At 70.1% G+C, this 23457-nt stretch carries 21 protein-coding genes and 1 tRNA gene; 10 read left to right on the plus strand and 12 right to left on the minus strand.

Going from position 1 to position 23457, the window contains the following annotated elements:
- The first annotated feature begins 132 nt into the window (after positions 1–132).
- The 4 genes from galT (at position 133) to ACFWU3_RS09035 (ending at position 4635) form a co-directional block, all read left to right on the plus strand.
- Positions 133–1176: a galactose-1-phosphate uridylyltransferase gene (gene galT, locus ACFWU3_RS09020; protein ID WP_384433363.1), complete on the plus strand. Its 1044-nt coding sequence runs from the start codon at positions 133–135 to the stop codon at positions 1174–1176.
- On the plus strand, positions 1173–2138 hold the full coding sequence (galE, locus tag ACFWU3_RS09025) for a UDP-glucose 4-epimerase GalE (protein ID WP_384433366.1): 966 nt from the start codon (positions 1173–1175) through the stop codon (positions 2136–2138). The genes galT and galE overlap by 4 nt, the downstream gene beginning before the upstream one ends.
- Complete coding sequence (gene galK, locus ACFWU3_RS09030) at positions 2135–3241, plus strand: galactokinase (RefSeq protein ID WP_384433369.1); 1107 nt, start codon at positions 2135–2137, stop codon at positions 3239–3241. Before galE ends, galK begins: the two co-directional genes overlap by 4 nt.
- A 605-nt stretch (positions 3242–3846) precedes the next feature.
- Complete coding sequence (locus ACFWU3_RS09035) at positions 3847–4635, plus strand: LuxR C-terminal-related transcriptional regulator (protein WP_384433626.1); 789 nt, start codon at positions 3847–3849, stop codon at positions 4633–4635.
- Here ACFWU3_RS09035 and tamR read toward each other — a convergent pair.
- Positions 4594–5091 carry a MarR family transcriptional regulator TamR gene (gene tamR, locus ACFWU3_RS09040; protein ID WP_384433372.1) on the minus strand — a complete coding sequence of 166 codons (498 nt, stop codon included), beginning with the start codon at positions 5089–5091 and terminating at the stop codon, positions 4594–4596. The genes ACFWU3_RS09035 and tamR overlap by 42 nt on opposite strands.
- 131 nt (positions 5092–5222) lie before the next feature.
- On the opposite strand from tamR, the gene ACFWU3_RS09045 reads away from it, so the two are divergent.
- Positions 5223–6047 (plus strand): trans-aconitate 2-methyltransferase, encoded by an 825-nt coding sequence (locus tag ACFWU3_RS09045; RefSeq protein WP_384433375.1) that lies wholly within the window; start codon positions 5223–5225, stop codon positions 6045–6047.
- On the plus strand, positions 6047–6409 hold the full coding sequence (locus ACFWU3_RS09050) for a VOC family protein (protein ID WP_384433378.1): 363 nt from the start codon (positions 6047–6049) through the stop codon (positions 6407–6409). The genes ACFWU3_RS09045 and ACFWU3_RS09050 overlap by 1 nt, the downstream gene beginning before the upstream one ends.
- 158 nt (positions 6410–6567) lie before the next feature.
- Here ACFWU3_RS09050 and ACFWU3_RS09055 read toward each other — a convergent pair whose 3' ends face one another.
- Complete coding sequence (locus ACFWU3_RS09055) at positions 6568–7251, minus strand: TetR family transcriptional regulator (RefSeq protein ID WP_384433381.1); 684 nt, start codon at positions 7249–7251, stop codon at positions 6568–6570.
- Positions 7248–8228: a fatty acid desaturase gene (locus tag ACFWU3_RS09060; RefSeq protein ID WP_313945852.1), complete on the minus strand. Its 981-nt coding sequence runs from the start codon at positions 8226–8228 to the stop codon at positions 7248–7250. Before ACFWU3_RS09060 ends, ACFWU3_RS09055 begins: the two co-directional genes overlap by 4 nt.
- A gap of 217 nt (positions 8229–8445) precedes the next feature.
- On the opposite strand from ACFWU3_RS09060, the gene ppc reads away from it, so the two are divergent.
- On the plus strand, positions 8446–11175 hold the full coding sequence (gene ppc, locus ACFWU3_RS09065; RefSeq protein ID WP_384433384.1) for a phosphoenolpyruvate carboxylase: 2730 nt from the start codon (positions 8446–8448) through the stop codon (positions 11173–11175).
- An 84-nt stretch (positions 11176–11259) separates the two neighbouring features.
- Here ppc and ACFWU3_RS09070 read toward each other — a convergent pair whose 3' ends face one another.
- The 7 genes from ACFWU3_RS09070 to ACFWU3_RS09100 form a co-directional block, all read right to left on the minus strand.
- The gene (locus ACFWU3_RS09070) at positions 11260–11721 is read right to left on the minus strand and encodes a hypothetical protein (RefSeq protein WP_384433387.1); all 462 of its coding nucleotides are present in this window, start codon (positions 11719–11721) and stop codon (positions 11260–11262) included.
- Between the two features lie 55 nt (positions 11722–11776).
- Positions 11777–12370 (minus strand): aminoacyl-tRNA hydrolase, encoded by a 594-nt coding sequence (gene pth / locus ACFWU3_RS09075; RefSeq protein WP_384433389.1) that lies wholly within the window; start codon positions 12368–12370, stop codon positions 11777–11779.
- A gap of 136 nt (positions 12371–12506) precedes the next feature.
- Positions 12507–13103, minus strand: coding sequence for a 50S ribosomal protein L25/general stress protein Ctc (locus tag ACFWU3_RS09080; protein WP_384433392.1), 597 nt, complete (start codon positions 13101–13103; stop codon positions 12507–12509).
- A 240-nt stretch (positions 13104–13343) separates the two neighbouring features.
- Positions 13344–14321, minus strand: coding sequence for a ribose-phosphate diphosphokinase (locus ACFWU3_RS09085; RefSeq protein ID WP_313945857.1), 978 nt, complete (start codon positions 14319–14321; stop codon positions 13344–13346).
- A gap of 109 nt (positions 14322–14430) precedes the next feature.
- The gene (gene glmU / locus ACFWU3_RS09090) at positions 14431–15876 is read right to left on the minus strand and encodes a bifunctional UDP-N-acetylglucosamine diphosphorylase/glucosamine-1-phosphate N-acetyltransferase GlmU (protein ID WP_384433395.1); all 1446 of its coding nucleotides are present in this window, start codon (positions 15874–15876) and stop codon (positions 14431–14433) included.
- A gap of 114 nt (positions 15877–15990) precedes the next feature.
- Positions 15991–16061: transfer RNA gene (locus ACFWU3_RS09095), tRNA-Gln, on the minus strand.
- 6 nt (positions 16062–16067) lie between these two features.
- Positions 16068–16940 (minus strand): hypothetical protein, encoded by an 873-nt coding sequence (locus ACFWU3_RS09100; RefSeq protein WP_384433398.1) that lies wholly within the window; start codon positions 16938–16940, stop codon positions 16068–16070.
- A 154-nt stretch (positions 16941–17094) separates the two neighbouring features.
- On the opposite strand from ACFWU3_RS09100, the gene ACFWU3_RS09105 reads away from it, so the two are divergent.
- Positions 17095–18450, plus strand: coding sequence for a sensor histidine kinase (locus ACFWU3_RS09105; RefSeq protein WP_384433401.1), 1356 nt, complete (start codon positions 17095–17097; stop codon positions 18448–18450).
- A 43-nt stretch (positions 18451–18493) separates the two neighbouring features.
- Here ACFWU3_RS09105 and ACFWU3_RS09110 read toward each other — a convergent pair whose 3' ends face one another.
- Together ACFWU3_RS09110 and ACFWU3_RS09115 are read right to left on the minus strand one after the other, a co-directional pair.
- Entirely contained in the window at positions 18494–18985 is a 492-nt protein-coding gene (locus ACFWU3_RS09110) for an SUKH-3 domain-containing protein (protein ID WP_384433629.1), read from the minus strand.
- Positions 18986–18995: 10 nt separating this feature from the next.
- A complete protein-coding gene (locus ACFWU3_RS09115) occupies positions 18996–19520 on the minus strand; it encodes a YwqJ-related putative deaminase (RefSeq protein WP_384433404.1) in 525 nt (174 codons plus the stop codon).
- A gap of 218 nt (positions 19521–19738) precedes the next feature.
- Between ACFWU3_RS09115 and ACFWU3_RS09120 the strand changes: the two genes are divergently transcribed.
- Together ACFWU3_RS09120 and ACFWU3_RS09125 are read left to right on the plus strand one after the other, a co-directional pair.
- Complete coding sequence (locus tag ACFWU3_RS09120) at positions 19739–20752, plus strand: SMI1/KNR4 family protein (protein WP_384433632.1); 1014 nt, start codon at positions 19739–19741, stop codon at positions 20750–20752.
- A gap of 7 nt (positions 20753–20759) precedes the next feature.
- Positions 20760–23315, plus strand: coding sequence for an SUKH-4 family immunity protein (locus ACFWU3_RS09125; protein ID WP_384433407.1), 2556 nt, complete (start codon positions 20760–20762; stop codon positions 23313–23315).
- Positions 23316–23457: the final 142 nt, after the last annotated feature.

Raw genomic sequence — 23457 nt, forward strand, 5'->3', positions numbered from 1 at the left:
GTTCTTTGTTTGATCGTGATCGAGCTGGTGGAAATGTCCGAGGTAGGTGCATGCTGCACGCCCATTGACGGCGCCTGTTGGCTTGTGATTTGTTATGTGCGGTTCTGTTTGGGAGGGTGAGGGAGTGCCATAGTGAAGAAGACGTCGACCCGGCTTGCCGACGGTCGTGAACTGCTCTACTTCGACTCCCGGGACGACACCGTCCGCGACGCCGTGGACCGGCGCCCGCTCGACCCCGTCGCCACCAGTGCCGAGATCCGCCGGGACCCCTTGCTCGGTGACTCGGTGGCCATCGCCTCGCACCGTCAGGGCCGCACCTACCACCCGCCCGCCGACGAGTGCCCGCTGTGCCCGTCTCGCGACGGCCGTCTCAGTGAGATCCCGGCGTCCGACTACGACGTCGTCGTCTTCGAGAACCGCTTCCCCTCGCTCGCCGGCGGTTCGGGCCGCTGCGAGGTCGTGTGCTTCACCTCCGACCACGACGCGTCCTTCGCCGACCTCGACGAGGACCGGGTCGCGCTCGTCCTGGAGGCGTGGACCGACCGCACCGCCGAACTCGCCGAACTCCCGCAGGTGGAACAGGTCTTCTGCTTCGAGAACCGGGGCGCCGAGATCGGCGTCACCCTCGGCCACCCGCACGGCCAGATCTACGGATACCCCTTCGTCACGCCGCGCACGGAGCTCATGCTGCGCTCGGCCGCCGAGTACCGGGAGTCGACGGGCCGCAACCTCTTCGACGACGTCGTGGAGCGTGAACTGGCCGACGGCGCGCGGGTGGTCCTCACCGGTGAGCACTGGGTGGCCCTCGTGCCGTACGCCGCGCACTGGCCGTACGAGGTGCACCTCTACCCGCGGCGGCGGGTGCCGGACCTGCGGGCTCTGGACGACGCGGCGCGCACAGAGTTCCCACAGCTGTATCTGGAACTGTTGAGGCGCTTCGACCGGATCTTCGGGGAGGGTGAGCCGCCGACGCCGTACATCGCGGCCTGGCACCAGGCGCCGTTCAGCGAGCCCGGACGGGAGGACTTCGGGCTCCATCTCGAGCTTTTCACCATCCGACGCACTTCCGGCAAGCTGAAATTCCTCGCCGGTTCCGAGTCCGGTATGAGCGTGTTCATCAACGATGTGCCGCCGGAAACCGCGGCCGAGCGACTGCGAGAGGTAGCGAGCGAGTGAGCAAGTACCTGGTGACGGGCGGAGCCGGATACGTCGGCAGCGTGGTGGCGCAGCACCTGCTGGAGGCGGGGCACGAGGTGACCGTCCTCGACAACCTGTCGACCGGCTTCCGGGAGGGCGTCCCGGCGGGCGCCGCCTTCGTCGAGGGCGACATCCGCGACGCCGCCAAGTGGCTGGACGACTCCTTCGACGCGGTGCTGCACTTCGCGGCGTTCTCGCAGGTCGGCGAGTCGGTGCTGAAGCCCGAGAAGTACTGGGACAACAACGTCGGCGGCACGATGGCGCTGCTCGCGGCGATGCGGTCGGCCGGAGTGCGCACGCTCGTGTTCTCCTCCACGGCGGCCACCTACGGCGAGCCCGTCTCCACGCCGATCACCGAGACCGACCCGACCGCGCCGACCAGCCCGTACGGCGCATCCAAGCTCGCCGTCGACCACATGATCACCGGCGAGGCGGCGGCCCACGGACTCGCCGCGGTCTCGCTGCGCTACTTCAACGTGGCCGGGGCGTACGGCTCCTGCGGCGAGCGCCACGAGCCCGAGTCACACCTCATCCCGCTGGTCCTCCAGGTGGCGCTCGGCCAGCGGGAGTCGATCTCCGTGTTCGGCGACGACTACCCGACCCCCGACGGCACCTGCGTCCGGGACTACATCCATGTCGCGGACCTCGCCGAGGCCCATCTGCTGGCGCTGGACGCCGCGGCACCCGGCGACCACCTGATCTGCAACCTCGGCAACGGCAACGGGTTCTCGGTGCGCGAGGTCGTCGACACCGTGCGCCGCGTCACCGGGCACCCCGTGCCGGAGGTCGTGGCCCCGCGGCGCGGCGGCGACCCGGCGGTGCTGGTCGCATCGGCGCGCACCGCGCGCGAGCGCCTTGGCTGGCAGCCGTCCCGCGCGGACCTCGCGGGCATCGTGTCGGACGCGTGGGCCTTTGCCCGGGAGAGGGAGAACGTTTCATGAGCGACGGTGTGTGGGCGGCGCCCGGGCGGGTCAACCTGATCGGTGAACACACCGACTACAACGACGGTTTCGTGATGCCCTTCGCGCTGCCGCACACCACGGTCGCGACGGTGTCACGGCGCGACGACGGCGTCCTGCGGCTGCACTCGGCGGATGCCCCGGGCGATGCCACCGAACTGCGCGTCACCGAACTCGCGCCCGGGCACGGGCCGCGGGGCTGGACCGACTACCCCGCCGGCGTCGTGTGGGCCCTGCGCGAGGCGGGTCACGCGGTGGGCGGCGCGGACATCCACTACGAGTCGACCGTGCCGACGGGCGCGGGCCTGTCGTCCTCCGCGGCACTGGAGGTCGTCACCGCGCTGGCCCTGAACGACCTGTACGAACTGGGCCTTAAGCGCGGCCGGATGGCGCGCCTGTGTCAGCGAGCCGAGAACATCTACGTCGGGGCGCCGACCGGGATCATGGACCAGACGGCATCGGCGTGCTGCACCGAGGGCCACGCGCTGCACCTGGACACCCGCGACCTGTCCCAGCGCCAGATACCGCTCGACCTGGCCGGACAGGGCCTCGAACTCCTCGTGGTCGACACACGCGTCCAGCACGCGCACAGCGACGGCGAGTACGGCAAACGCCGGGCGGGCTGCGAGTCGGCGGCCGCGGCCCTGGGCGTACCCGCGCTCCGCGACATCGCCCACGACGCGCTCCCCGAGGCCCTCGACCGGCTGCCCGACCCTCAGATCCGGGCACTGGCCCGGCACATCGTCACGGAGAACCACCGGGTGGAACGCGTGATCGCCCACCTGGAGGCGGGCGACATCCGCGCCACGGGCCCCGTCCTCACCGAGGGTCATGCCTCACTGCGCGACGACTTCCGCATCTCCTGCCCCGAACTGGACCTGGTGGTCGACACGGCACTGGCCGCGGGCGCCCTCGGCGCGCGGATGACCGGCGGCGGCTTCGGCGGCTCCGCGATCGTCCTCACCGACATCACACAGACACCCACACTGACGAAGTCCATCCAGGAAGCCTTCACTTCGGCGTCATGGAAGCAACCACGGATCTTCCCGACAACACCGTCGCGCGGCGCACGGCGACTGTCCTGACACCTGGCCCGAGCCATCGGGCGGACCGGACCGAGCCGGACCGGACCGAGCCGCGCCGGCGGGCGGGCCCCGCGGGTGCCGGCGGACGGGGTCGTGCAGGTGCCGTCGGGCGGGGCCCGGTGGGTGCCGACCGACCGCGCCGCGCATGTGCCATCCGACCATGCGTCCGCCCTTTGCGTCCGGAAGGACGGACGTCACCACCCGCGCCCCGGCGCGCGTCCACGCGCACACTCCGCCCCTGTTCCGGAGAGTGCCTCCTCACGCCCCCCGCGTCCTGCGCCAGCAGGATCTCCGCGGCCCGGGGCCGTGAACCGGGCAGTCCGCGCCGAACTGCGTCGACTTCTGTCTCACGACGAAACATCCGGCTCACCCTGCACAGGGTGAGCCATCAGTTCTGCAAATAACCTTCCCCTCCGGCCCCCCGCCCGTACGCTGATGCTCAGCACCGGTGGGGGCCGGTGTTGATCAGGGGGCGAGACAGTCGGGTACGACGCCCGGGGTGGGGTAGCAGTCACAGCACGGCGGCGGCCGAGCAACCGCTGTACCACCCCTCCTTTCCGGGCGCCGTACCCGCGCCGGTCCGTCCTCCGAACCTGGGGGTGTCTGTGGTTCGTATCCGGGTCCTGGTGGTGGACGACCACCGCATCTTCGCCGAGTCGCTCGCTGCCGCCCTCGCGGCCGAGCCCGACGTCGACGTCTCCGCGGCCGGCAGCGGCCCCGCGGCGCTGCGATGTCTGGAGCGCGCCGCGTCCGAGGGCCGCCGGTTCGACGTCATGCTCGTCGACGCCGACCTCGGCACGTCCGCGGTCCCGAACCGCCCCGGCACCCACGCCGTCGTGGCGCCGCGTGCCGTGTCGGACGACGGCGAGGACGGCCTCGTCGACGGCATCTCCCTGGTCGCGGGCGTCCGTTCGGGCCAGTCGTCCGTCCGCAGCGTCGTGCTCGCCGAGAAGGACGACCCGCGCCGCGCCGCACTCGCGCTGCAGGCCGGCGCCTCGGGCTGGGTGGCCAAGGACTGCTCGCTCCAGCGGCTGCTCGCGGTGATCCGGGGCGTCCTGCGGGACGAGACGCATCTGCCGCCCGCACTGCTCACCGGCGTACTGCGCGAGCTGACCGCGGCCCGCAAGCACCGCACCGAGAGCGAGCGGCTCGTCGAGTCCCTCACGCCGCGCGAGCGGGAAGTGCTGCGGTGCATGGTCGCGGGCCTGGGGCGCAAAGCCGTCGCCGAGCGCCTCTTTCTGTCACCGCACACCGTCCGGACGCATATGCAGAACGTCCTCGGGAAGCTCGGCGTGCACTCGACGCTCGCCGCGGTCGCCCTCGCCCGCCGGGCCGGCGTCGGCCCGGCCGAGCTAGCCGGGGATGTTGTCGAACGGGGCGGTCAACTGGCGTAGCAGACCGGCCAGTTCCCCGCGCTGGGCGCGGGAGAGTTCGGCGAGGATCGCCCGCTCCTGGGCGAGCAGCCCGGCGAGCGCCTGGTCCGCCCGGTCCCGCCCCTCGGGGGTCAGCCGCACCAGCACCCCACGCCGGTCGCTGGGGTCCGGAAGCCGCTCCACCAGGTCTTTCTTGGCCAGCCTGTCGATGCGATTGGTCATCGTGCCCGAGGTGACCAGAGTCTGGGTGAGCAGCTGACCGGGCGAGAGCTGGTACGGGGCGCCCGCGCGCCGCAGCGAGGTGAGAACGTCGAACTCCCACGGCTCCAGCTGGTGCTCGGAGAAGGCGAGCCTGCGGGCGCGGTCGAGATGGCGGGCGAGTCTGGAGACGCGACTGAGGACCTCGAGCGGTTCCACGTCGAGGTCCGGGCGCTCACGGCGCCATGCTGCGACCAGTCGATCGACCTCGTCCTCCATGTCGATCAGTGTAGAGGGTCTGTCGATGTGAAGTCTCTTGACGTCAAGATATAATCTGCTGGACGATTGGGCATGGTCGGGCCGGACCTCAGTTCCGGTTCGGCACACCGTTCCAGCAAGGGGGCTCGACCATGCATTCCGCACCAACGTGGGATCCGCACCAGTACCTTCGCCACTCCGGGCACCGTACCCGCCCGTTCCTGGATCTCCTCGCCCGTATACCCGACCTGCCTCGGGGCGGCGGCAGGCCCGCCCGCATCGCGGACGTCGGATGCGGGCCCGGCAATGTCACCACGCTGCTCGCCGACCGCTGGCCCGAAGCCCACATCACGGGCTTCGACCTGTCGCCCGAGATGCTCGCCCTGGCGGAGAAGGACCACGCCGGCACCACCTCCGGCGGCGGCTGGCTGGACTTCCGGCCCGCGGACGCCGCGCACTGGGTCCCCGAGGAGCCCTACGACCTGATCGTCTCCAATGCCGCACTGCAATGGGTGCCCAACCATCCCGAATCGTTTCCGCGCTGGATCGAGGGCCTGAACCCCGGCGGCACCCTCGCCTTCCAGGTCCCCGGCAACTTCACCTCGCCCAGCCACGCCCTCCTCGGCGAACTGTGCGACACCCCGCAGTGGCGCGGCCGGCTCGGCGACCACGGGCGGCGCTTCGTCCACATCCTGGAGCCGGCCGACTATCTCTCGCGACTGGCCGACCTCGGCTGTGAGACCGACACCTGGGAGACGACCTACTTCCAGCTCCTCGCCGGAGAGGACCCGGTCCTGGACTGGGTCAAGGGCACCGCCCTGCGGCCGGTCCTCACCGAGCTCGCCGATGACGCGAACGCCACTCATGAATTCCTTGCCCAGTACCGCGACCTGCTCCGCAAGGCCTACCCGCCGGGACCGCACGGCACGGTGTTCCCCTTCCGCCGCATCTTCGCCGTCGCACGGAAGGCGCTCTGATGCTCACCGCCGTCGACCATGTCCAACTGGCCGCGCCACCCGGCTCCGAGGACGCGCTGCGCGTCTATTACGGGGACGTCCTCGGTATGACGGAGATCCCCAAACCGCCGGTGCTCGCTGCCCGCGGCGGCTGCTGGTTCGCACGGGGGGCCGTCCAGCTCCACCTGGGCATCGAGGCGGACTTCCGCCCTGCCCGCAAGGCCCACCCCGGCCTGCGGGTGTCGGACATCGAGGCGTACGCCGCGCGCCTGGCGGAGCACGGCGCGTCCGTGGTCTGGGACGACGCGCTCCCGGGCCACCGGCGCTTCTACTCGGAAGACCCCGTCGGCAACCGGCTGGAATTCCTCGAGCCGGTCCTTTGAGGAACCGCGGCGCCCCGTCAGCCCGATCCGGTGACGGGGCTGACGGGGCTGACGGGGCGTGCGGGGCGACTCTTCGGGATGGCCGAAGGCGGTGCGGATTCAGGCGGTGCGGATTCGGGTGAGGCGGATTCGGGCGCGCCGGATTCGCGCGGTGCCGATCAGCTCTTCCGGTGCCCGATCAACCGCGGCTTCGGCTCCAGACCGTCAAGTCCATGCCAAGCAAGATTCACCAGATGCGCGGCGACCTCGGCCTTCTTGGGACGGCGCGCGTCCAGCCACCACTGACCCGTCAGCGCCACCATGCCCACCAGGGCCTGGGCGTAGAGCGGGGCCAGCTTCGGGTCGAACCCCCGGTTCTTGAACTCCATCCCCAGGATGTCCTCGACCTGGGTGGCGATGTCGCTGATGAGCGAGGCGAACGTGCCCGTCGACTGGGCCACGGGGGAGTCCCGCACCAGGATGCGGAACCCGTCCGTATACGTCTCGATGTAGTCGAGAAGGGCGAACGCCGCCTGTTCCAGCAGCTCACGGGGGTGACCGGCGGTCAGCGCGCCGGTCACCATGTCGAGCAGCTGACGCATCTCGCGGTCGACGACCACCGCGTACAGCCCCTCCTTGCCGCCGAAGTGCTCGTAGACCACCGGCTTGGAGACCCCGGCCTTCGCGGCGATCTCCTCGACCGATGTGCCCTCGAAGCCCTTGTCGGCGAACAGGGTGCGACCGATGTCGAGCAGCTGCTCGCGGCGCTGCGCGCCGGTCATCCGCACCCTGCGCGCCCGCCTGGATGACCGGTTCTTCTCCGTACCGCTGCTGCCGCCGTCGATCGCCACGTCGTCAATCATGCCGCGTCTACGGGCTCGCCCTTGCGCCGGGCGTCGATACGGGACGCACTGGGCCACCGGACGTCATAGGCCCAGCCGAGCTTCTCGAACCAGCGGATCAACCGCGCGCTGGAGTCGAGCTGGCCGCGCAGCACGCCGTGACGTGCACAGGTCGGGTCCGCGTGGTGCAGGTTGTGCCAGGACTCGCCGCACGACAGGACCGCGAGCCACCACACGTTGCCCGAGCGGTCACGCGACTTGAAGGGGCGCTTGCCGACCGCGTGGCAGATCGAGTTGATCGACCAGGTCACGTGGTGCAGCAGGGCCACGCGGACCAGGGAGCCCCAGAAGAAGGCGGTGAACGCGCCCCACCACGACATCGTCACCAGACCGCCCACGATCGGCGGGATGGCGAGCGAGAGCATGGTCCAGAAGATGAAGTCGCGGGAGATCCGCACCAGGGCCTTGTCCTTGATCAGGTCCGGGGCGTACTTGGTCTGCGACGTGCGCTCCTCGTCGAACATCCACGCGATGTGGGCCCACCACAGGCCCTTCATCAGCGCCGGCAGCGTCTCGCCGAACCGCCACGGCGAGTGCGGGTCGCCCTCGGCGTCCGAGAACTTGTGGTGCTTGCGGTGGTCGGCAACCCAGCGCACCAGCGGCCCCTCCACCGCCAGCGATCCCATGATCGCCAGGGCGATCCGCAGCGGACGCTTGGCCTTGAAGGCGCCGTGCGTGAAGTAGCGGTGGAAGCCGATCGTGATGCCGTGGCAGCCGATGTAGTACATCGCCACCAGCAGGCCCAGATCCAGCCAGCTCACGCCCCAGCCCCAGGCCAGCGGCACCGCGGCCAGCAGGGCGATGAAGGGAACCGTGATGAAGAGCAGCAGGGTGATCTGTTCGATGGACCTCTTGCTGTCGCCACCGAGGGTCGCGGAGGGAGCGTCGGTGGCGGTCGGCTTCGGGGTGTCGTCGAGCAGGTCGGGGCTTGTCGTCATTGTGGGGTCCCCTGGGGGGTGAGAGATGCACGGTGAGGGCCGGGCTACGGATGCGTAACCTACGGCATCGTAAGTATGGCAGTGAGGAGCCTCGCGGCAAGAGACCTGTGGACAACGCCAGGGAAATGGACACCTATCCTGGGTCTCGTCGGACAGCGCGGTCCGCAGCCTCCAGTACCCCTCCAGACGTGCTCAAACACTGCAAGGAGCCGCACCTGTGAGCAGTGCCGACCAGAACCCCACGGCCAACGCCGAACTGCGAGCCGACATCCGCCGACTGGGCGATCTCCTGGGCGAGACCATCGTCCGCCAGGAAGGCCCTGACCTGCTCGAGCTCGTGGAGAACGTCCGCGCGCTCACGCGCAGCGACGGCGAGGCCGCAGCAGAGCTGCTGGGCGACACCGACCTGGAGACCGCGGCCAAGCTCGTCCGCGCGTTCTCCACCTACTTCCATCTGGCCAACGTCACCGAGCAGGTGCACCGCGGCCACGAGATGCGTGAGCGGCGCGCCGCCGAGGGCGGCCTGCTGGCCCGCACCGCGGACCGGCTCAAGGACGCCGACCCCCAGCACCTGCGCGAGACGGTCAAGAACCTCAACGTCCGCCCCGTGTTCACCGCGCACCCCACCGAGGCCGCCCGGCGCTCCGTCCTGAACAAGCTGCGGCGCATCGCCGAACTGCTCGAAAACCCCGTGGTCGCCTCCGACCGGCGCCGGCACGACCTGCGGCTCGCCGAGAACATCGACCTCATCTGGCAGACCGACGAGCTGCGGGTCGTACGGCCCGAACCCGCCGACGAGGCACGCAACGCCATCTACTACCTCGACGAACTGCACGCCGGCGCCGTCGGCGACGTCCTGGAGGACCTCGCCGCCGAGCTCGAACGCGTCGGCGTCGAGCTGCCCGCGGGCACCCGCCCGCTGACCTTCGGCACCTGGATCGGCGGCGACCGCGACGGCAACCCCAACGTCACCCCATCCGTGACCTGGGACGTCCTGATCCTCCAGCACGAGCACGGCATCACCGACGCCATCGAGGTCATCGACCAGCTGCGCGGACTGCTCTCCAACTCCATCCGCTACGCCGGCGCCACCGAGGAACTCCTCACCTCCCTCCAGAACGACCTCGACCTGCTGCCGGAGATCAGCCCCCGCTACAAGCGCCTCAACGCCGAGGAGCCCTACAGGCTCAAGGCCACCTGCATCCGGCAGAAGCTCGTCAACACCCGCGAGCGCCTCGCCAAGGGAACCCGGCACGAGAGCGGCCGCGACTACCTCGGCACCACCGAGCTCATCGCCGACCTCACCCTGATCCAGACGTCCCTGCGCGAACACCGCGGCGGCCTCTTCGCCGACGGACGCCTGGACCGCACCATCCGCACCCTCGCGGCCTTCGGCCTCCAGCTCGCCACCATGGACGTACGCGAGCACGCCGACGCCCACCACCACGCCCTCGGCCAGCTCTTCGACCGGCTCGGCGAGGAGTCCTGGCGCTACGCCGACATGCCCCGCGACTACCGGCAGAAGCTGCTCGCCAAGGAGCTGCGCTCCCGCAGGCCGCTCGCGCCCACACCCGCCCCGCTGGACGCGGCGGGACAGAAGACCCTCGGCGTCTTCGACACCGTCAAGGAAGCCTTCGAGCGCTTCGGCCCCGAGGTCATCGAGTCGTACATCATCTCGATGTGCCAGGGCGCCGACGACGTCTTCGCCGCGGCCGTCCTGGCCCGCGAGGCCGGCCTCCTCGACCTCCACGCCGGCTGGGCGAAGATCGGCATCGTGCCGCTGCTGGAGACGACCGACGAGCTCAAGGCCGCCGACGTCATCCTCGACGGCATGCTCGCCGACCCCTCCTACCGGCGTCTCGTCTCCCTGCGCGGCGACGTCCAGGAGGTCATGCTCGGCTACTCCGACTCCTCCAAGTTCGGCGGCATCACCACCTCCCAGTGGGAGATCCACCGCGCCCAGCGCCGGCTGCGCGACGTCGCCCACCGCTACGGCGTCCGGCTGCGGCTCTTCCACGGCCGCGGCGGCACCGTAGGCCGCGGCGGCGGCCCCTCGCACGACGCCATCCTGGCCCAGCCCTGGGGCACGCTCGAGGGCGAGATCAAGGTGACCGAACAGGGCGAGGTCATCTCCGACAAGTATCTGATCCCCTCCCTGGCCAGGGAGAACCTGGAACTCACCGTCGCCGCCACCCTCCAGGCGTCCGCCCTGCACACCGCCCCGCGACAGTCCGACGAGGCGCTGTCGCGCTGGGACGCGGCGATGGACACCGTCTCCGACGCCGCGCACGACGCCTACCGGCGGCTCGTCGAGGACCCGGACCTGCCCGCGTACTTCTTCGCGGCCACCCCGGTCGACCAGCTCGCCGACCTCCACCTCGGCTCCCGGCCCTCCCGCCGGCCCGACAGCGGCGCCGGCCTCGACGGACTGCGCGCCATCCCGTGGGTCTTCGGCTGGACCCAGTCCCGGCAGATCGTGCCCGGCTGGTTCGGCGTCGGCTCCGGCCTCAAGGCCCTGCGCGAAGCGGGGCTCGACACGGTCCTCGACGAGATGCACGAACAGTGGCACTTCTTCCGCAACTTCATCGCGAACGTCGAGATGACCCTCGCGAAGACCGACCTGCGGATCGCCCGCCACTACGTCGACACCCTCGTGCCCGATGACCTCAAGCACGTCTTCGCCACCATCGAGGCCGAACACGCCCTGACGGTCAGCGAAGTCCTCAAGGTCACCGGCGGGACCGAACTGCTCGGCTCCAACCCGGTGCTGCGGCAGACGTTCGGCATCCGCGACGCCTACCTCGACCCGATCTCCTACCTCCAGGTCTCGCTGCTGGCGCGCCAGCGCAAGGCCGCAGAGAAGGGCGAGGAGCCCGACCCGCTGCTGGCCAGGGCTTTGCTGCTCACGGTCAACGGTGTGGCGGCAGGTCTGCGCAACACCGGCTGATGACATGGGACCGGGCCCTGCGCGAGGACGCGCAGGGCCCGGCACCGACCACGGTGTGAATCTCGGCCACAGTGTGAATCTCGGCTACAGCGTGAAGAAGGCCCCCACCAGCAGCGCGCCGCCCAGCGCCGCCGCCGACCAGGCCAGACGCGTCATCCGCAGCCCGCCCCCGATGACGAGCGCCGCCAGCACCAGCGCCCCGCCGAACGGCAGCCACGCGTGCAGCGCGCCGCCCACGCCGGTACGGACCAGTTCGCTGGAACCCGGCTTCACCACCACGGGCAGCAGGGCGCCCTTCTTCACGGCGACCGACTTCTCGATCGTCATGCCGCCCCGGGCAGGCAGCGAACCCTCGGGCTCGTAGCGCCCGGTGCAGGTCTCCTCGCCACAGCGGTCGACCCTGAACGTGCCGTGCTCGCGGCCCTTGGCCAGCAGAACATGCTGCGCCGTGCCCCACGACGACCAGAAACCGGCCACCAGCAGCAGGACGGCGACGCATCCCATCGCGGCACGGCGGGCGTAGAGGAGCAGGTCAGTCCGCTTCATAGGGCGCGATCCTTGGCCATACGACCGCGCTCGGTCAACCTGAGGCCTGAACTTGTCAGGAGTTGTACGTACTTTGGGCCCGCTCCAGGCCCTCCGTCACCAGACACTCCACCGAGTCCGCCGCCCGGTCCACGAACCAGCCCAGCTCCTTGCGCTCCACCGAGGAGAAATCCTTCAGCACGAAATCCGCCACCTGCATACGACCCGGCGGACGGCCGATCCCGAAACGCACCCGGTGATAGTCCGCGCCCATCGCCTTCGTCATCGACTTCAGACCGTTGTGACCGTTGTCCCCGCCACCCAGCTTCAGCCGCAGCATCCCGTAGTCGATGTCCAGCTCGTCATGAATCGCCACGATGTTCGCCGTCGGCACCTTGTAGAAATCCCGCAGCGCCGTCACCGGACCGCCCGACAGATTCATGTACGACAGCGGCTTCGCCAGCACCACCCGCCGGCCCATCGGACCCGGCGGGCCCACCCGGCCCTCCAGGACCTGCGCCTGCGCCTTCTGCGCCCGCTTGAAACTCCCGCCGATACGCTCCGCGAGCAGATCGGCCACCATGAAACCGACATTGTGACGATTGGCGGCATACCCGGGACCCGGGTTGCCGAGGCCCACGACCAGCCACGGGGCGTTCGCATCCGACATCTGCGCTGCGTCTCCTCGCACGACCAACAGCTCGCACCACGTACAGCGGCGGCACACGCTGCCGCCGGCACAACCTACGGACAGAGAAACGGGGTGGCGGGCCAGGCCCGCCACCCCGTCACACAGAGCCTACGGCTCAGACCTCGGCCGACTCGTCGCCCTCGGCGGCCTCTTCCTCGCCCGACGGCTCCTCGGCCTGCGCGGCCAGGATCTGCAGCACGACGGTGTCGTCCTCGACAGCCAGCGTCGTGCCCTTCGGCAGCGCGATGTCCTTCGCGAGGATGGAGGCGCCGGCCTCCAGGCCCTCGATGGACACCGTGACCGACTCGGGGATGTGCGTGGCCTCGGCCTCGACGGGCAGCGCGTTCAGCACGTGCTCGAGGAGGAAGTTGCCCGGGGCCAGCTCGCCCTCGGTGTGCACGGGGATCTCGACGGTGACCTTCTCGCCGCGCTTCACGAGCAGCAGGTCGACGTGCTCGATGAAGCCCTTCAGCGGGTCACGCTGCACGGCCTTCGGGATCGCGAGCTCGTTCTTGCCCTCGATGTCCAGGGCGATCAGGACGTTCGGCGTACGCAGGGCGAGCAGCAGCTCGTGGCCCGGAAGCGTGATGTGGACCGGGTCGGTGCCGTGACCGTAAAGGACACCGGGAACCCGGTTGTCACGACGGACGCGGCGGGCGGCGCCCTTGCCGAACTCCGTACGGGTCGCGGCGGCGAGCTTCACCTCGGACATGTGCACTCCTCGTCAAGGCAGACATTGTGGTGGTCACCCGGCCACGACAGGCCTGCTACGAAGAGCGCGTCGATAACGGACAGCCGCACCGAAAGTGCGGCCTCCCTCGCCGAGCAACTTCGACAGTCTACGCAACACCGCCCCTCCCACCCAATCGATCATCGGGGACCGTTACGCGGGCATGCGAGAGGGCCGCACCCGCCACGGGGTGCGGCCCTCTCGGCGACTACCGGGAGACCGTCAGGCCTGCTCCTCGAAGAGGCTCGTCACCGAACCGTCCTCGAACACCTCACGTACCGCCCGTGCGATCGTCGGCGCGATCGACAGCACCTTGATCTTGTCGAGCTCCAGCTCACCCGGCGTCGGCAGCGTGTTCGTCAGAACGAACTCACTGACCTTCGAGTTCTTCAGACGGTCGGCCGCGGGACCGGACAGGATGCCGTGCGTCGCCGTGACGATCACGTCCTCCGCACCGTGCGCGAACAGCGCGTCCGCCGCTGCGCAGATCGTGCCGCCCGTGTCGATCATGTCGTCCACCAGCACACAGACCCGGCCCTCGACCTCACCGACGACCTCGTGCACGGTCACCTGGTTCGCCACGTCCTTGTCACGGCGCTTGTGCACGATCGCCAGCGGCGCGTCGAGACGGTCGCACCAGCGGTCGGCGACCCGCACGCGGCCCGCGTCCGGGGAGACGACCGTCAGCTTGTTGCGGTCGACCTTCGCACCCACGTAGTCCGCCAGCACCGGCAGCGCCGACAGATGATCCACCGGGCCGTCGAAGAAGCCCTGGATCTGGTCGGTGTGCAGGTCCACCGTGAGGATGCGGTGCGCACCCGCGGTCTTCAGGAGATCGGCGACCAGACGGGCCGAGATCGGCTCACGGCCACGGTGCTTCTTGTCCTGACGGGCATAGCCGTACGACGGAATGATCACGGTGATGCTCCGGGCCGAGGCCCGCTTCAGCGCATCGATCATGATCAGCTGTTCCATGATCCACTTGTTGATGGGAGCCGTGTGGCTCTGCATCAGGAAGCAGTCCGCTCCACGGGCCGACTCCTGGAAACGGACGTAGATCTCGCCGTTCGCGAAGTCGAAAGCCTTCGTCGGCACGAGGCCCACACCCAACTGGTGCGCAACCTCCTCGGCCAGCTCGGGGTGGGCGCGGCCGGAGAAGAGCATCAGCTTCTTCTCGCCGGTCGTCTTGATCCCGGTCACAGCACTGTCTCCTCAGACGTGTTCTCTGGCCGCGAAGACACGAAGCGCGAGCCAGCCGAATTTGTGTGCACGTATCACCGTACGCCGAGTCCGACGCACCCGTTTCCGGTCAGTTCCCGTCGGCGACCTGCTCCGTTGCCGCCGCGGCCGCCTGCGCGGCAGCACTGCCGGGACGCTTTCGAGCCACCCAGCCCTCGATATTCCGCTGCTGGCCGCGGGCGACGGCCAGTGAACCCGCCGGCACATCCTTCGTGATGACCGACCCCGCGGCGGTGTACGCGCCGTCCCCGACCGTGACAGGAGCCACAAACATGTTGTCCGAACCCGTCTTGCAGTGCGAACCGATCGTCGTGTGGTGCTTCGCCTCGCCGTCGTAGTTCACGAACACGCTCGCCGCACCGATGTTCGAGTACTCGCCGATCGTCGCGTCGCCCACATACGACAGATGCGGAACCTTCGTCCCCTCACCGATCGTCGCGTTCTTCATCTCCACGTACGTACCCGCCTTGGCCTTCGTGCCGAGCCGGCTACCGGGACGCAGATACGCGTACGGGCCCACCGAAGCACCCTCGCCGATCTCCGCCGAGACCGCGACCGCGTTGTCCACGCGTGCGTTCCGGCCGACGACCGTGTCCGTCAGACGCGAATTCGGGCCCACCTCGGCGCCCTCGGCCAGATGCGTGGCCCCCAGTAGCTGCGTACCGGGATGAATCACCGCGTCCGGCTCGAACGTGGCGGTCACATCGATCAGCACCGACCCCGGATCGACGACCGTCACACCCGCCAGCATCGCCCGCTCCAGCAGGCGCTCGTTCAGCAGCCGGCGCGCCTCGGCCAGCTGCACCCGGTTGTTGATCCCGAGGATCTCGCGATGATCACCGGCGACCGACGCCCCCACCCGGTGACCGGCCTCGCGCAGGATGCCGAGCACATCGGTGAGGTACTCCTCGCCCTGGCTGTTGTCGGTACGCACCTTGCCCAGAGCATCCGCGAGCAGCTGCCCGTCGAAGGCGAACACACCGGAATTGATCTCCCGGATCGCACGCTGCTCATCGGTGGCGTCCTTGTGCTCGACGATCCCGGTCACGGCGCCGGTGCCGTCGCGGACGATCCGGCCGTAGCCGGTCGAGTCCGGGACCTCGGCGGTCAGCACGGTCACGGCGTTGCCGTCGGCGGCGTGCGTGGAGGCGAGGGCGGTCAGCGTCTCGCCGGAGAGAAGAGGGGTGTCGCCGCAGACGACGACCACGGTCCCGTCGATGCCCTGACCGAGCTCCTCGAGCGCCATCCGGACGGCGTGCCCGGTGCCGTTCTGCTCGGCCTGGAAGGCGGTGCGGGTGCCGGCGTACGTCTCGGTGAGATGGCCCTTGACCTGCTCACTCGCATGGCCGACCACCACGACGAGGTGCTCGGGGTCCAGCTCGCGCGCGGCGGAGACGACGTGACCGACGAGCGAACGCCCGCAGATTTCGTGCAGGACCTTGGGGGTCTTCGACTTCATGCGGGTGCCCTCACCCGCTGCGAGGACGACGACGGCTGCCGGGCGGTTGGCGCTCACGGGAATGCCCTTCGGCTTCGGGTGGTGGACATCCGAAGGATACCGGGGGGTTTCGGGGGTGAAATAAGGGCGGGTCCTGACGGTGAACGTCAGGACCCGAACGTGGCATGTTTGCTCCCGGGGGAGGACTCGAACCCCCATGATCAGATCCAAAATCTGACGTCTTGCCCTTAGACGACCCGGGATTACCGCTATGTCCGATTTCTTCGATCGGTTGCGGATGCCGACCCTACTATGCCGCACCACCAGCCCTCGATGCGACGGTAGAGATCTGCACTTTGCAGCACGCGGACGACCAGGCAGCCTCGGTAGGTCTCTCCGACGTTCTTCCGGACGGTCTTCGGGTTGTGCTTCTTCAGTGTGGTCTTCTGGAGGGTGGAGACATCGACGCCGACCAGGTCGGCCCAGTAGTGCTCTGCTGCTTCCACTTCGGCGGTTTCGTGGATCATGACGCGGTAGCGCAACTGCTCCGCTTTCACGCCGAGAAGTCTCAGCCAGGCGAGATAGACCTCGATCACGTCGGTGTCGCTGTTGATGAAGGTGACGGTTTCGCGACGGTCGTACGGCTTGTCCTTGGTGCCTTCTGCCCAATAGAGAGCCACGCCTGCAATGAAAAGCTCACGCTCTGTCAGGGAAGCGACCTCCCGCGCTGCGGCGACTTTGGTCCGGCGGCGCTTCTCGTCCCGCACCGAGAGCTCGTGCTCCCACCGCTTCCGGGCGGCAAGCTTCGCCTGCTCGGTGGGGGCGCGGCGCTCAGGCTTCGGCAGATCCCGCACCCACAGCGATATCGAGCTCTTCGAACACCCCAGCTCCACCTGGATCGCGTCGTACGTCAGGCCCTTCAGGCGCAGCTCCCTCGCCCTGGCCCTCAGGTCGTCCTTCGCGTTCGGGCGCTTCGTCCACTCCGGTGGGGGCTCTCCCTGGAGGAGGCGGTTGAGGATGTCGTTGTTGTGGACGTGGAGCCGGTCGCGGATCTGGCGGCGGCTGAGGCCCTCCCGGCGCAGGGTGAGGGCCTGTTCGCGGAGGGTTTCGAAGTCGGCGTGTCTGCCGGGTGTTTCCGTCATGCGGCGAGAGTCGTCCGGAATGCGGACGTCCGGGTCGAAACTCTGGCCGATTCACCAGTTCGAGCGGTTCTGGTGCATTCCGTGCCAGGGGCGACTCGCCCGCGCTCCGATACTCCCGAGAAAATGACGTACACCCGCCCGTAGGCTGGAAGACATGACCACAACGGGGGCACACCAGGACGGCACGGGCACGACCGCCCGTACCTGGCTGTGGTGGGGACGGCGGCGAAGTGTCGCGCTGGACGTGGGGCTCGGGCTGTTCTCCGCCTTGGAATGCGCTCTGGAGGGTGTGGGGTTCGCGGAACAGGCCGCCATCCCCGTGCCGATCGGGGTGCTGTTCGGGCTGCTCGTCGGATCCGTGCTGGTGCTGCGGCGGCGCTGGCCGATCGCCGTCGTGCTGGTGTCGATCGCGATCACGCCGGCCGAGATGGGCTATCTCATGGGCGTCGTCGGGCTGTACACGCTCGCCGCGTCCGAGGTTCCCCGCCGTATCACCGCACTGCTGGCGGGCATGTCGCTGACGGCGACGCTCATCGTGACGTTCGTGCGGGTCCATCAGGATGTGCAGTCCGCGGGCTTCGATCCGGAGCCGGGGGCCTGGTACGTACCGACGATGGCGGGCTTCATGTCGCTGGGTCTGACCGCCCCTCCGGTGCTGTTCGGCCTCTACATAGGTGCCCGGCGCCGGCTGATGGAGAGCCTGCGGGAGCGCGCCGACAGTCTCGAGCAGGAGCTGTCGCTGCTGGCGGACCGGGCGGAGCAGCGGGCGCAGTGGGCGCGGACGGAGGAGCGGACCCGGATCGCGCGGGAGATGCACGACGTGGTGGCGCACCGGGTGAGTCTGATGGTGGTGCATTCCGCGGCGTTGCAGGCGGTGGCGTTGAAGGATCCGCAGAAGGCGGTGAAGAACGCGGCGCTGGTGGGGGACATGGGTCGGCAGGCGCTGACGGAGTTGCGCGAGATGCTGGGTGTGCTGCGGGCGGGGGACGACGAGCAGCGGCGGGTGGCTCCGGTGCCGTTGGCGGCGGTGGCCGCGGCTGCCGCGGCGGCGGCGGAGGCGGCTGCGGAGGACGGGCCGTGCATCGCCGATGTCGAGGATCTGGTGGGTCAGTCGCGGCAGGCGGGGATGGTGGTGGAGCTCGCGGTGCAGGGTGAGGTGCGGGTGTATGCGCCGGAGGTCGAGCAGACCGCCTATCGCGTGGTCCAGGAGGCGCTGACGAATGTGCACAAGCACGCTGCGGGGTCGAAGGTGATGGTGCGGCTCGCGCACCGTGACGCCGAGGTGGCCATGCAGGTGGAGAACGGTGCGCCGGACGCGGCCGGTGAGGCGGGGGTCGCGCGGCTGCCGAGCGGGGGGAACGGTCTGGTGGGGATGCGGGAGCGGGTGCTGGCGTTGGGCGGGGTGTTCGTGTCGGGGCCGACGGACTCGGGGGGTTTCCGGGTGTCGGCGGTGCTGCCCGACCGGGATCCGTCCACCGAGCAGGAGTTTCCGGCGTCCGTGAGTCTTTGACGCGGCGGGGGTGTCCCTGCCGCGGTTCGGCGGCAGGAGCGTGTCAGCCGAGGGTGAGCCGCGCGGGCTGGACGCCGCCTACGAGGGTGGCTAGTGCCTGGTCGACGTCGGGTCCGAGGTACCAGTCGCCGGTGTGGTCGAGGCTGTAGACGCGTCCTTCGCTGTCGATGGCGAGGACGGCCTGGTGGTCCCCTTCCATGCCGAGCGGTGAGACCTCGGTGTCGAGGGCGCGTCCCAGGTCGGCGAAGGTTCGGGCGAGGTGCAGTCCGGCGAGCGGGTCGATGTGCAGGGCTGTGGGTGCGGTCTGCCGGCCGGGGCCGGATGCGGTGATGTGCAGTCCGCCGAATTCCGCCCAGGCTTCGACGGCCGCGGGGAAGACGGTGTGCCGGTGGCCGGCGGGTGAGGCGTGGGAGCGCAGGGTGTCGGCCCAGTGTTCGGCGAGTTTGATGTCCCAGCGCCCGGGTTGCCAGCCCGCGTCGCGCAGGGCGGCGTCGACGGCGACCGGGAACCGGGTGGTGCTGAGGTGGTCGGGCATCGGTGCTGGTTCAGCCATTCTCGGAGGTGCCGGCGGCGGTCGGATCCACTGCCCGGACACCGAAGTGGTCGAGCATCGCCGTACAGGAACGGCAGGGCGGCGCGTAGCTGCCGTGCAGCGGGTCGCCGTCCTCGCGGATCCTACGTGCCGTCAACTTCGCCTGTTTGAGGGTGCGTTTGGCCTCGCTGTGGGTGAGGGGCTTTCGCTGGGCCCGCTTGGAGCGCTGGTTCTCGGCGGCGGTGAGGTGCCGGGAGAGCAGGATGGCCTCGGGGCAGCGGCCGGTGAAGCGTTCGCGCTGGCCGCTCGTGAGGGTGTCGAGGAAGTCCTGTACGAGTGGGTGGAGTACGGGTGGCTGGTCACCCTTTCCGGCGGTGCTGGTGAGGGTTTCGCCGCGTACGGAGAGTGCTGCCGCGACGGCGGGCAGGATGCCGTCGCGGCGGTGGCTCAGCGCGGGTGTGCGGGCTGTTTCCGTGCTGCTCCAGCTGAGACGAGGATCACCTGATGTGCCTGACGTACGTGGTTGCGCTGTGTGCATGGTGCTGCAGTCCCCTCCCGTGCACTCCCCCGAGTTGCGGGACAGCCTGCCAAATGGGCGCTTGGGTGGGGAAGCGGGGGCACTGAAACGTGTCGGTCCGTCGTCGTTCGGTCACTCGGTTGTGACAGTTGGTGACGGAACCGGAGGGCCGGTACTGCCTATTGCAGCACCGCATAGGCTGTCCTGAACGAGTCAGAAGCAGCAGGGGGCAGATCGCCATGACGACAGGTCGGCAAGGGCTGGGGGCACCTCCCGGCCCCCGGGCCGGGGGACACGTCGCGCCACCGAATGCGGCCTACGCCGGTCAGGTCGTGAACTTCCCGGACCCGGTTCGGGCTTCGCGCCATCCGCGGGGTGTGCAGGTGGACGAGAACGGGTTTCCGGTGTTCTCGCCGTATGCGCGTGCGGCCGCGGAGATCGCGGAGCCGCCGGAGGGCTTCGGTGTCGATGAGTTGCGGCTGACCGACTATGTGTCGGCGAACGCGGCGCTGCACGCGGACGGTCATGAGCTGTGGGACACGATCCCCGCGGTGGCGACTCCGCACGGCTGGACGTGGCACCACGTGGCGGGGACGCGCCGGCTGGAGCTGGTGCCGGTCGAGGTGAAGGCGTTGCTGCGGCATCACGGCGGGCTGGCGACGACGGCGGTCGACGGGGACAAGCGGGGCACGCGCCCGTTGCAGGAGACCCGGCCGGCGCACTTCGGGCTGCCGAAGGGTTCGGTGTCGGTGTCCGAGCAGCAGTTGCTGGGCGTGGAAGAGGATCTGGGCTACCGGTTGCCGGGTGCGTACCGCTCCTTTCTGAAGGCGGCGGGCGGGTGTGCGCCGGTGGGTGCGGCGCTCGACGCGGAGCTGGGGCTGCTGGTGGACCAGCCGTTCTTCACGGTGCGGGACGAGGCGGCGGTCAATGATCTGGTCTATGTCAACAAGTGCCTGCGGGACCATCTGACGAAGGACTTCCTGGGTGTGGCGTTCGTCCAGGGCGGGATTCTGGCCGTGAAGGTCAGAGGCTCGGATGTCGGTTCGGTGTGGTTCTGTGCCTATGACGACGCGCGTGACCAGGACGGGTGGAATGTCCAGGAGCGCGTGGACCGGCTGTTGTTGCCGTGCGGCGAGGATTTCGACGCCTTTCTGCAGCGGCTGGCGGGCAATCCGCCGGAGCTGGAGACCGTGGCGAATCTGATGGTGGACGGCGGCTTCGCGCGTGCTGTCCCCATTGCGGACGAGGGGTGACGCTCCGATGGTGACCTTTGCGCAGGCGCAGGAGCGCGCGGAAGAGTGGGTCAACGGCGATGTGCCCGGCTACCAGCACCGTGAGGTGCGGGTGCGGGAGTTCGAGCTCGGGTTCGTGGTGTGGGCGGAGGACCGCGAGGGCGGTGCCCGTTCGGACGGCGGCCGGCAGCGGCTCGTGATCGCGCGGGACAGTGGTGAGGCGACGCTGTGGCCCGGGCTGCCGGTGGGTGAGGTGATCCGCCGGTACGAGGAGGAGTACGGGATCCAGGACGCGCCGGCCGTGGTGCCGGAGCAGCCGCAGCGGATCGATCTGAATCAGACGTCGTTCCTGCTGAGTCCGCCGGAGTGGTTGCAGGACGCGGCGGACAAGCTGGGGATTCCGGACCGGCGGCCGTCGGCGGGCGAGCCGGCCGCGCCCGCGGCTTCCGCGCCCGCGGACGCCGTTCCGGCTGCTCCCTCGGCACCGGCTGCTCCCTCGTCTCCCTCGGTCCCGGCGGCCCCGGCGGCTGCCAGTACGCCGCCGGCCGGGTCCGACTGGTCCCTGGCGGACGCCTCTTCGGGGCCGGGTGGGGCCAACGCCTCGCAGGCGGGCGGGAGTTCGTCGCTCGGCGGTTCGTCCTGGCCGGAGGCGGGGTCCTCGGGGGCGGATGCCTCGCGCGGCGGGTCGGTGTGGCCGAGTGCCGGTTCGGACGACGACGCGTCGCCCGCTGCGGACGGTGCGCCGTCGTCGCGGACGGGTGGTACGCCGTGGACGGACACGAATGCCACGGGCGGTGACGACGCGTCTGTGCCGCTGCCGGCGACGGTGTTCGCGCCGCCGATCTCCGGCCGTGACGACGACGACACTCCGCCGCCGGTGGTGGGCGCGGACGCGCCGACCGCGCTGATGTCCGGGGGCAGTCAGCTGCCGCGGACGGCGGTGGCGCCGGCGGTGGGTGAGCCGCAGCAGGGTGCCGCCGACATAGCGGACGCGGCGACGAGCAAGGCGCAGGCTCCGCCGCGGGGGGCACGTTCCCCGCGCGGGGGAGGGTCGACGACTCCGCCGCCGCCCGGCGCGCCCGGTACTCCGGGTGCGCGGCCGGGTGCGACGCCGCCGCCGTCGGGGCCGGGTGCTCCGGGTGCGCCGGCGGGCGGGTATCTGCCGACGCAGCTCGTCTCGCAGTCGGGTCCTGGTGCTCCGCAGCCTCCCGGGCCGCCGGGTGCGCCTGGTGCTCCGCAGCCTCCTGGTCCTCCCGGGCCTCCTGGTTCGACGCCGCCTCCTGGGGGCGGTGTGCACCATGCCGCGACGATGTTCGCCGATCCGGGTCAGGTGGGTCCCGGTGCTCCGCAGCCTCCCGGGCCGCCGGGTGCGCCTGGTGCGCCTGGTGCTCCGCAGCCTCCTGGTCCTCCCGGGCCTCCCGGTTCGACGCCGCCTCCCGGGGGCGGTGTGCACCATGCCGCGACCATGCTGGCCGGCCCCAACCCCATGGCTCCCGGTGCTCCGCAGCCGCCCGGCCCGCCCGGTGCGCCTCCGGGCGCCGTACCGCCCGGCCCGCCGCAGCAGGGCGGTCAGCCGCCCGCGTACGGCTATCCGCCGCGGCCGCCCGGGCAGCCGACGGTCGGTCCCGGCTACCAGGCCGTGCTGCGCTACCGCGCGCCCGACGGTTCCGAGGCCCAGCTGATCCGCCGCTCCGCGCCCGGTACGCCGCACCCGGAGTGGCAGATCCTGCATGAGCTGCGGGCCATGAACGTGCCCCCGCAGCAGGTGCTGGAGCTGCACACCGAGCTGGAGTCGTGCGAGCTGCCGGGCGGTTACTGCGCCCGGATGATCCGCGAGACCTGGCCGCAGGCGCGGATCACCAATATCGCGCCGTACGGCAGGGATCACGCGAGCCGTCAGCAGGGCATGCAGCAACTGGTGACGCATCAGGGCGAGTTGCACCAGGTCGCGGACGGCCCGGCGCGCCCCGCGCCGGTGCGGACGCCGCTGCCGCCGGTGCAGGCCGTGCCTCCGGTCCCGCCGCAGGCCGTCGCGCAGGAGCTGGTTGCGGCGTTCGGGCCGCAGGGCATCTGCCGGTTCGACCAGCGGGCCGTGTCGCGTCAGGGCGTGCCGGAGGTGGTCGGCGCCACGCTGGTGTGGGCCGGTCTGCCGGGTGACTTCAACCCGTTCTTCTGGGCTCAGCCCGCTCAGCCGGTCGTTCCGACACTGGCCGAGCTCGCGGCGCAGCGGCAGGTGCAGCCCGCGGTGGACGCGGGGTCGTATCTGGTGGTGGGCAGCGACTTCGGCCGGGCGATCTGTGTCCAGTACGGCACGGCGCACATCGTGGCGGTGCCGGTGGAGGCCGGTCCCGGGGGCCAGGCGGTGGCGCCGCAGTTCGTGAACAGCGGGCTGCCGGAGTTCGTGCGCGCTCTGGCGCTGCTCGGCCGGATGTGGCGGCTGCGCTTCGGTCTGAATCCGGAGCAGGCGGGCCGTTGGACGGTCGATTTCCAGGCGCAGCTCGCCGCGCTGGATCCGGCGGCGCTGTCGTCGCCGGAGAGCTGGTGGTCGGTCCTGCTCGAGCAGATGTGGGACGGTCTGCTGTAACGCAGTCAGTACGACAATTGGGGCGCCCGGTCGGTGGTCGGACCGGGCGCCCCTCTTTGCTTTCTCCGCAGGGAGTGTCGCGTTATGGGCGCTTCGCCCGTATCCATCAGGATATGCGCACAATCGCGTTTTCTGTCGGAGA

This window comes from Streptomyces sp. NPDC058685, from assembly GCF_042714725.1.
Lineage (GTDB): Bacteria > Actinomycetota > Actinomycetes > Streptomycetales > Streptomycetaceae > Streptomyces.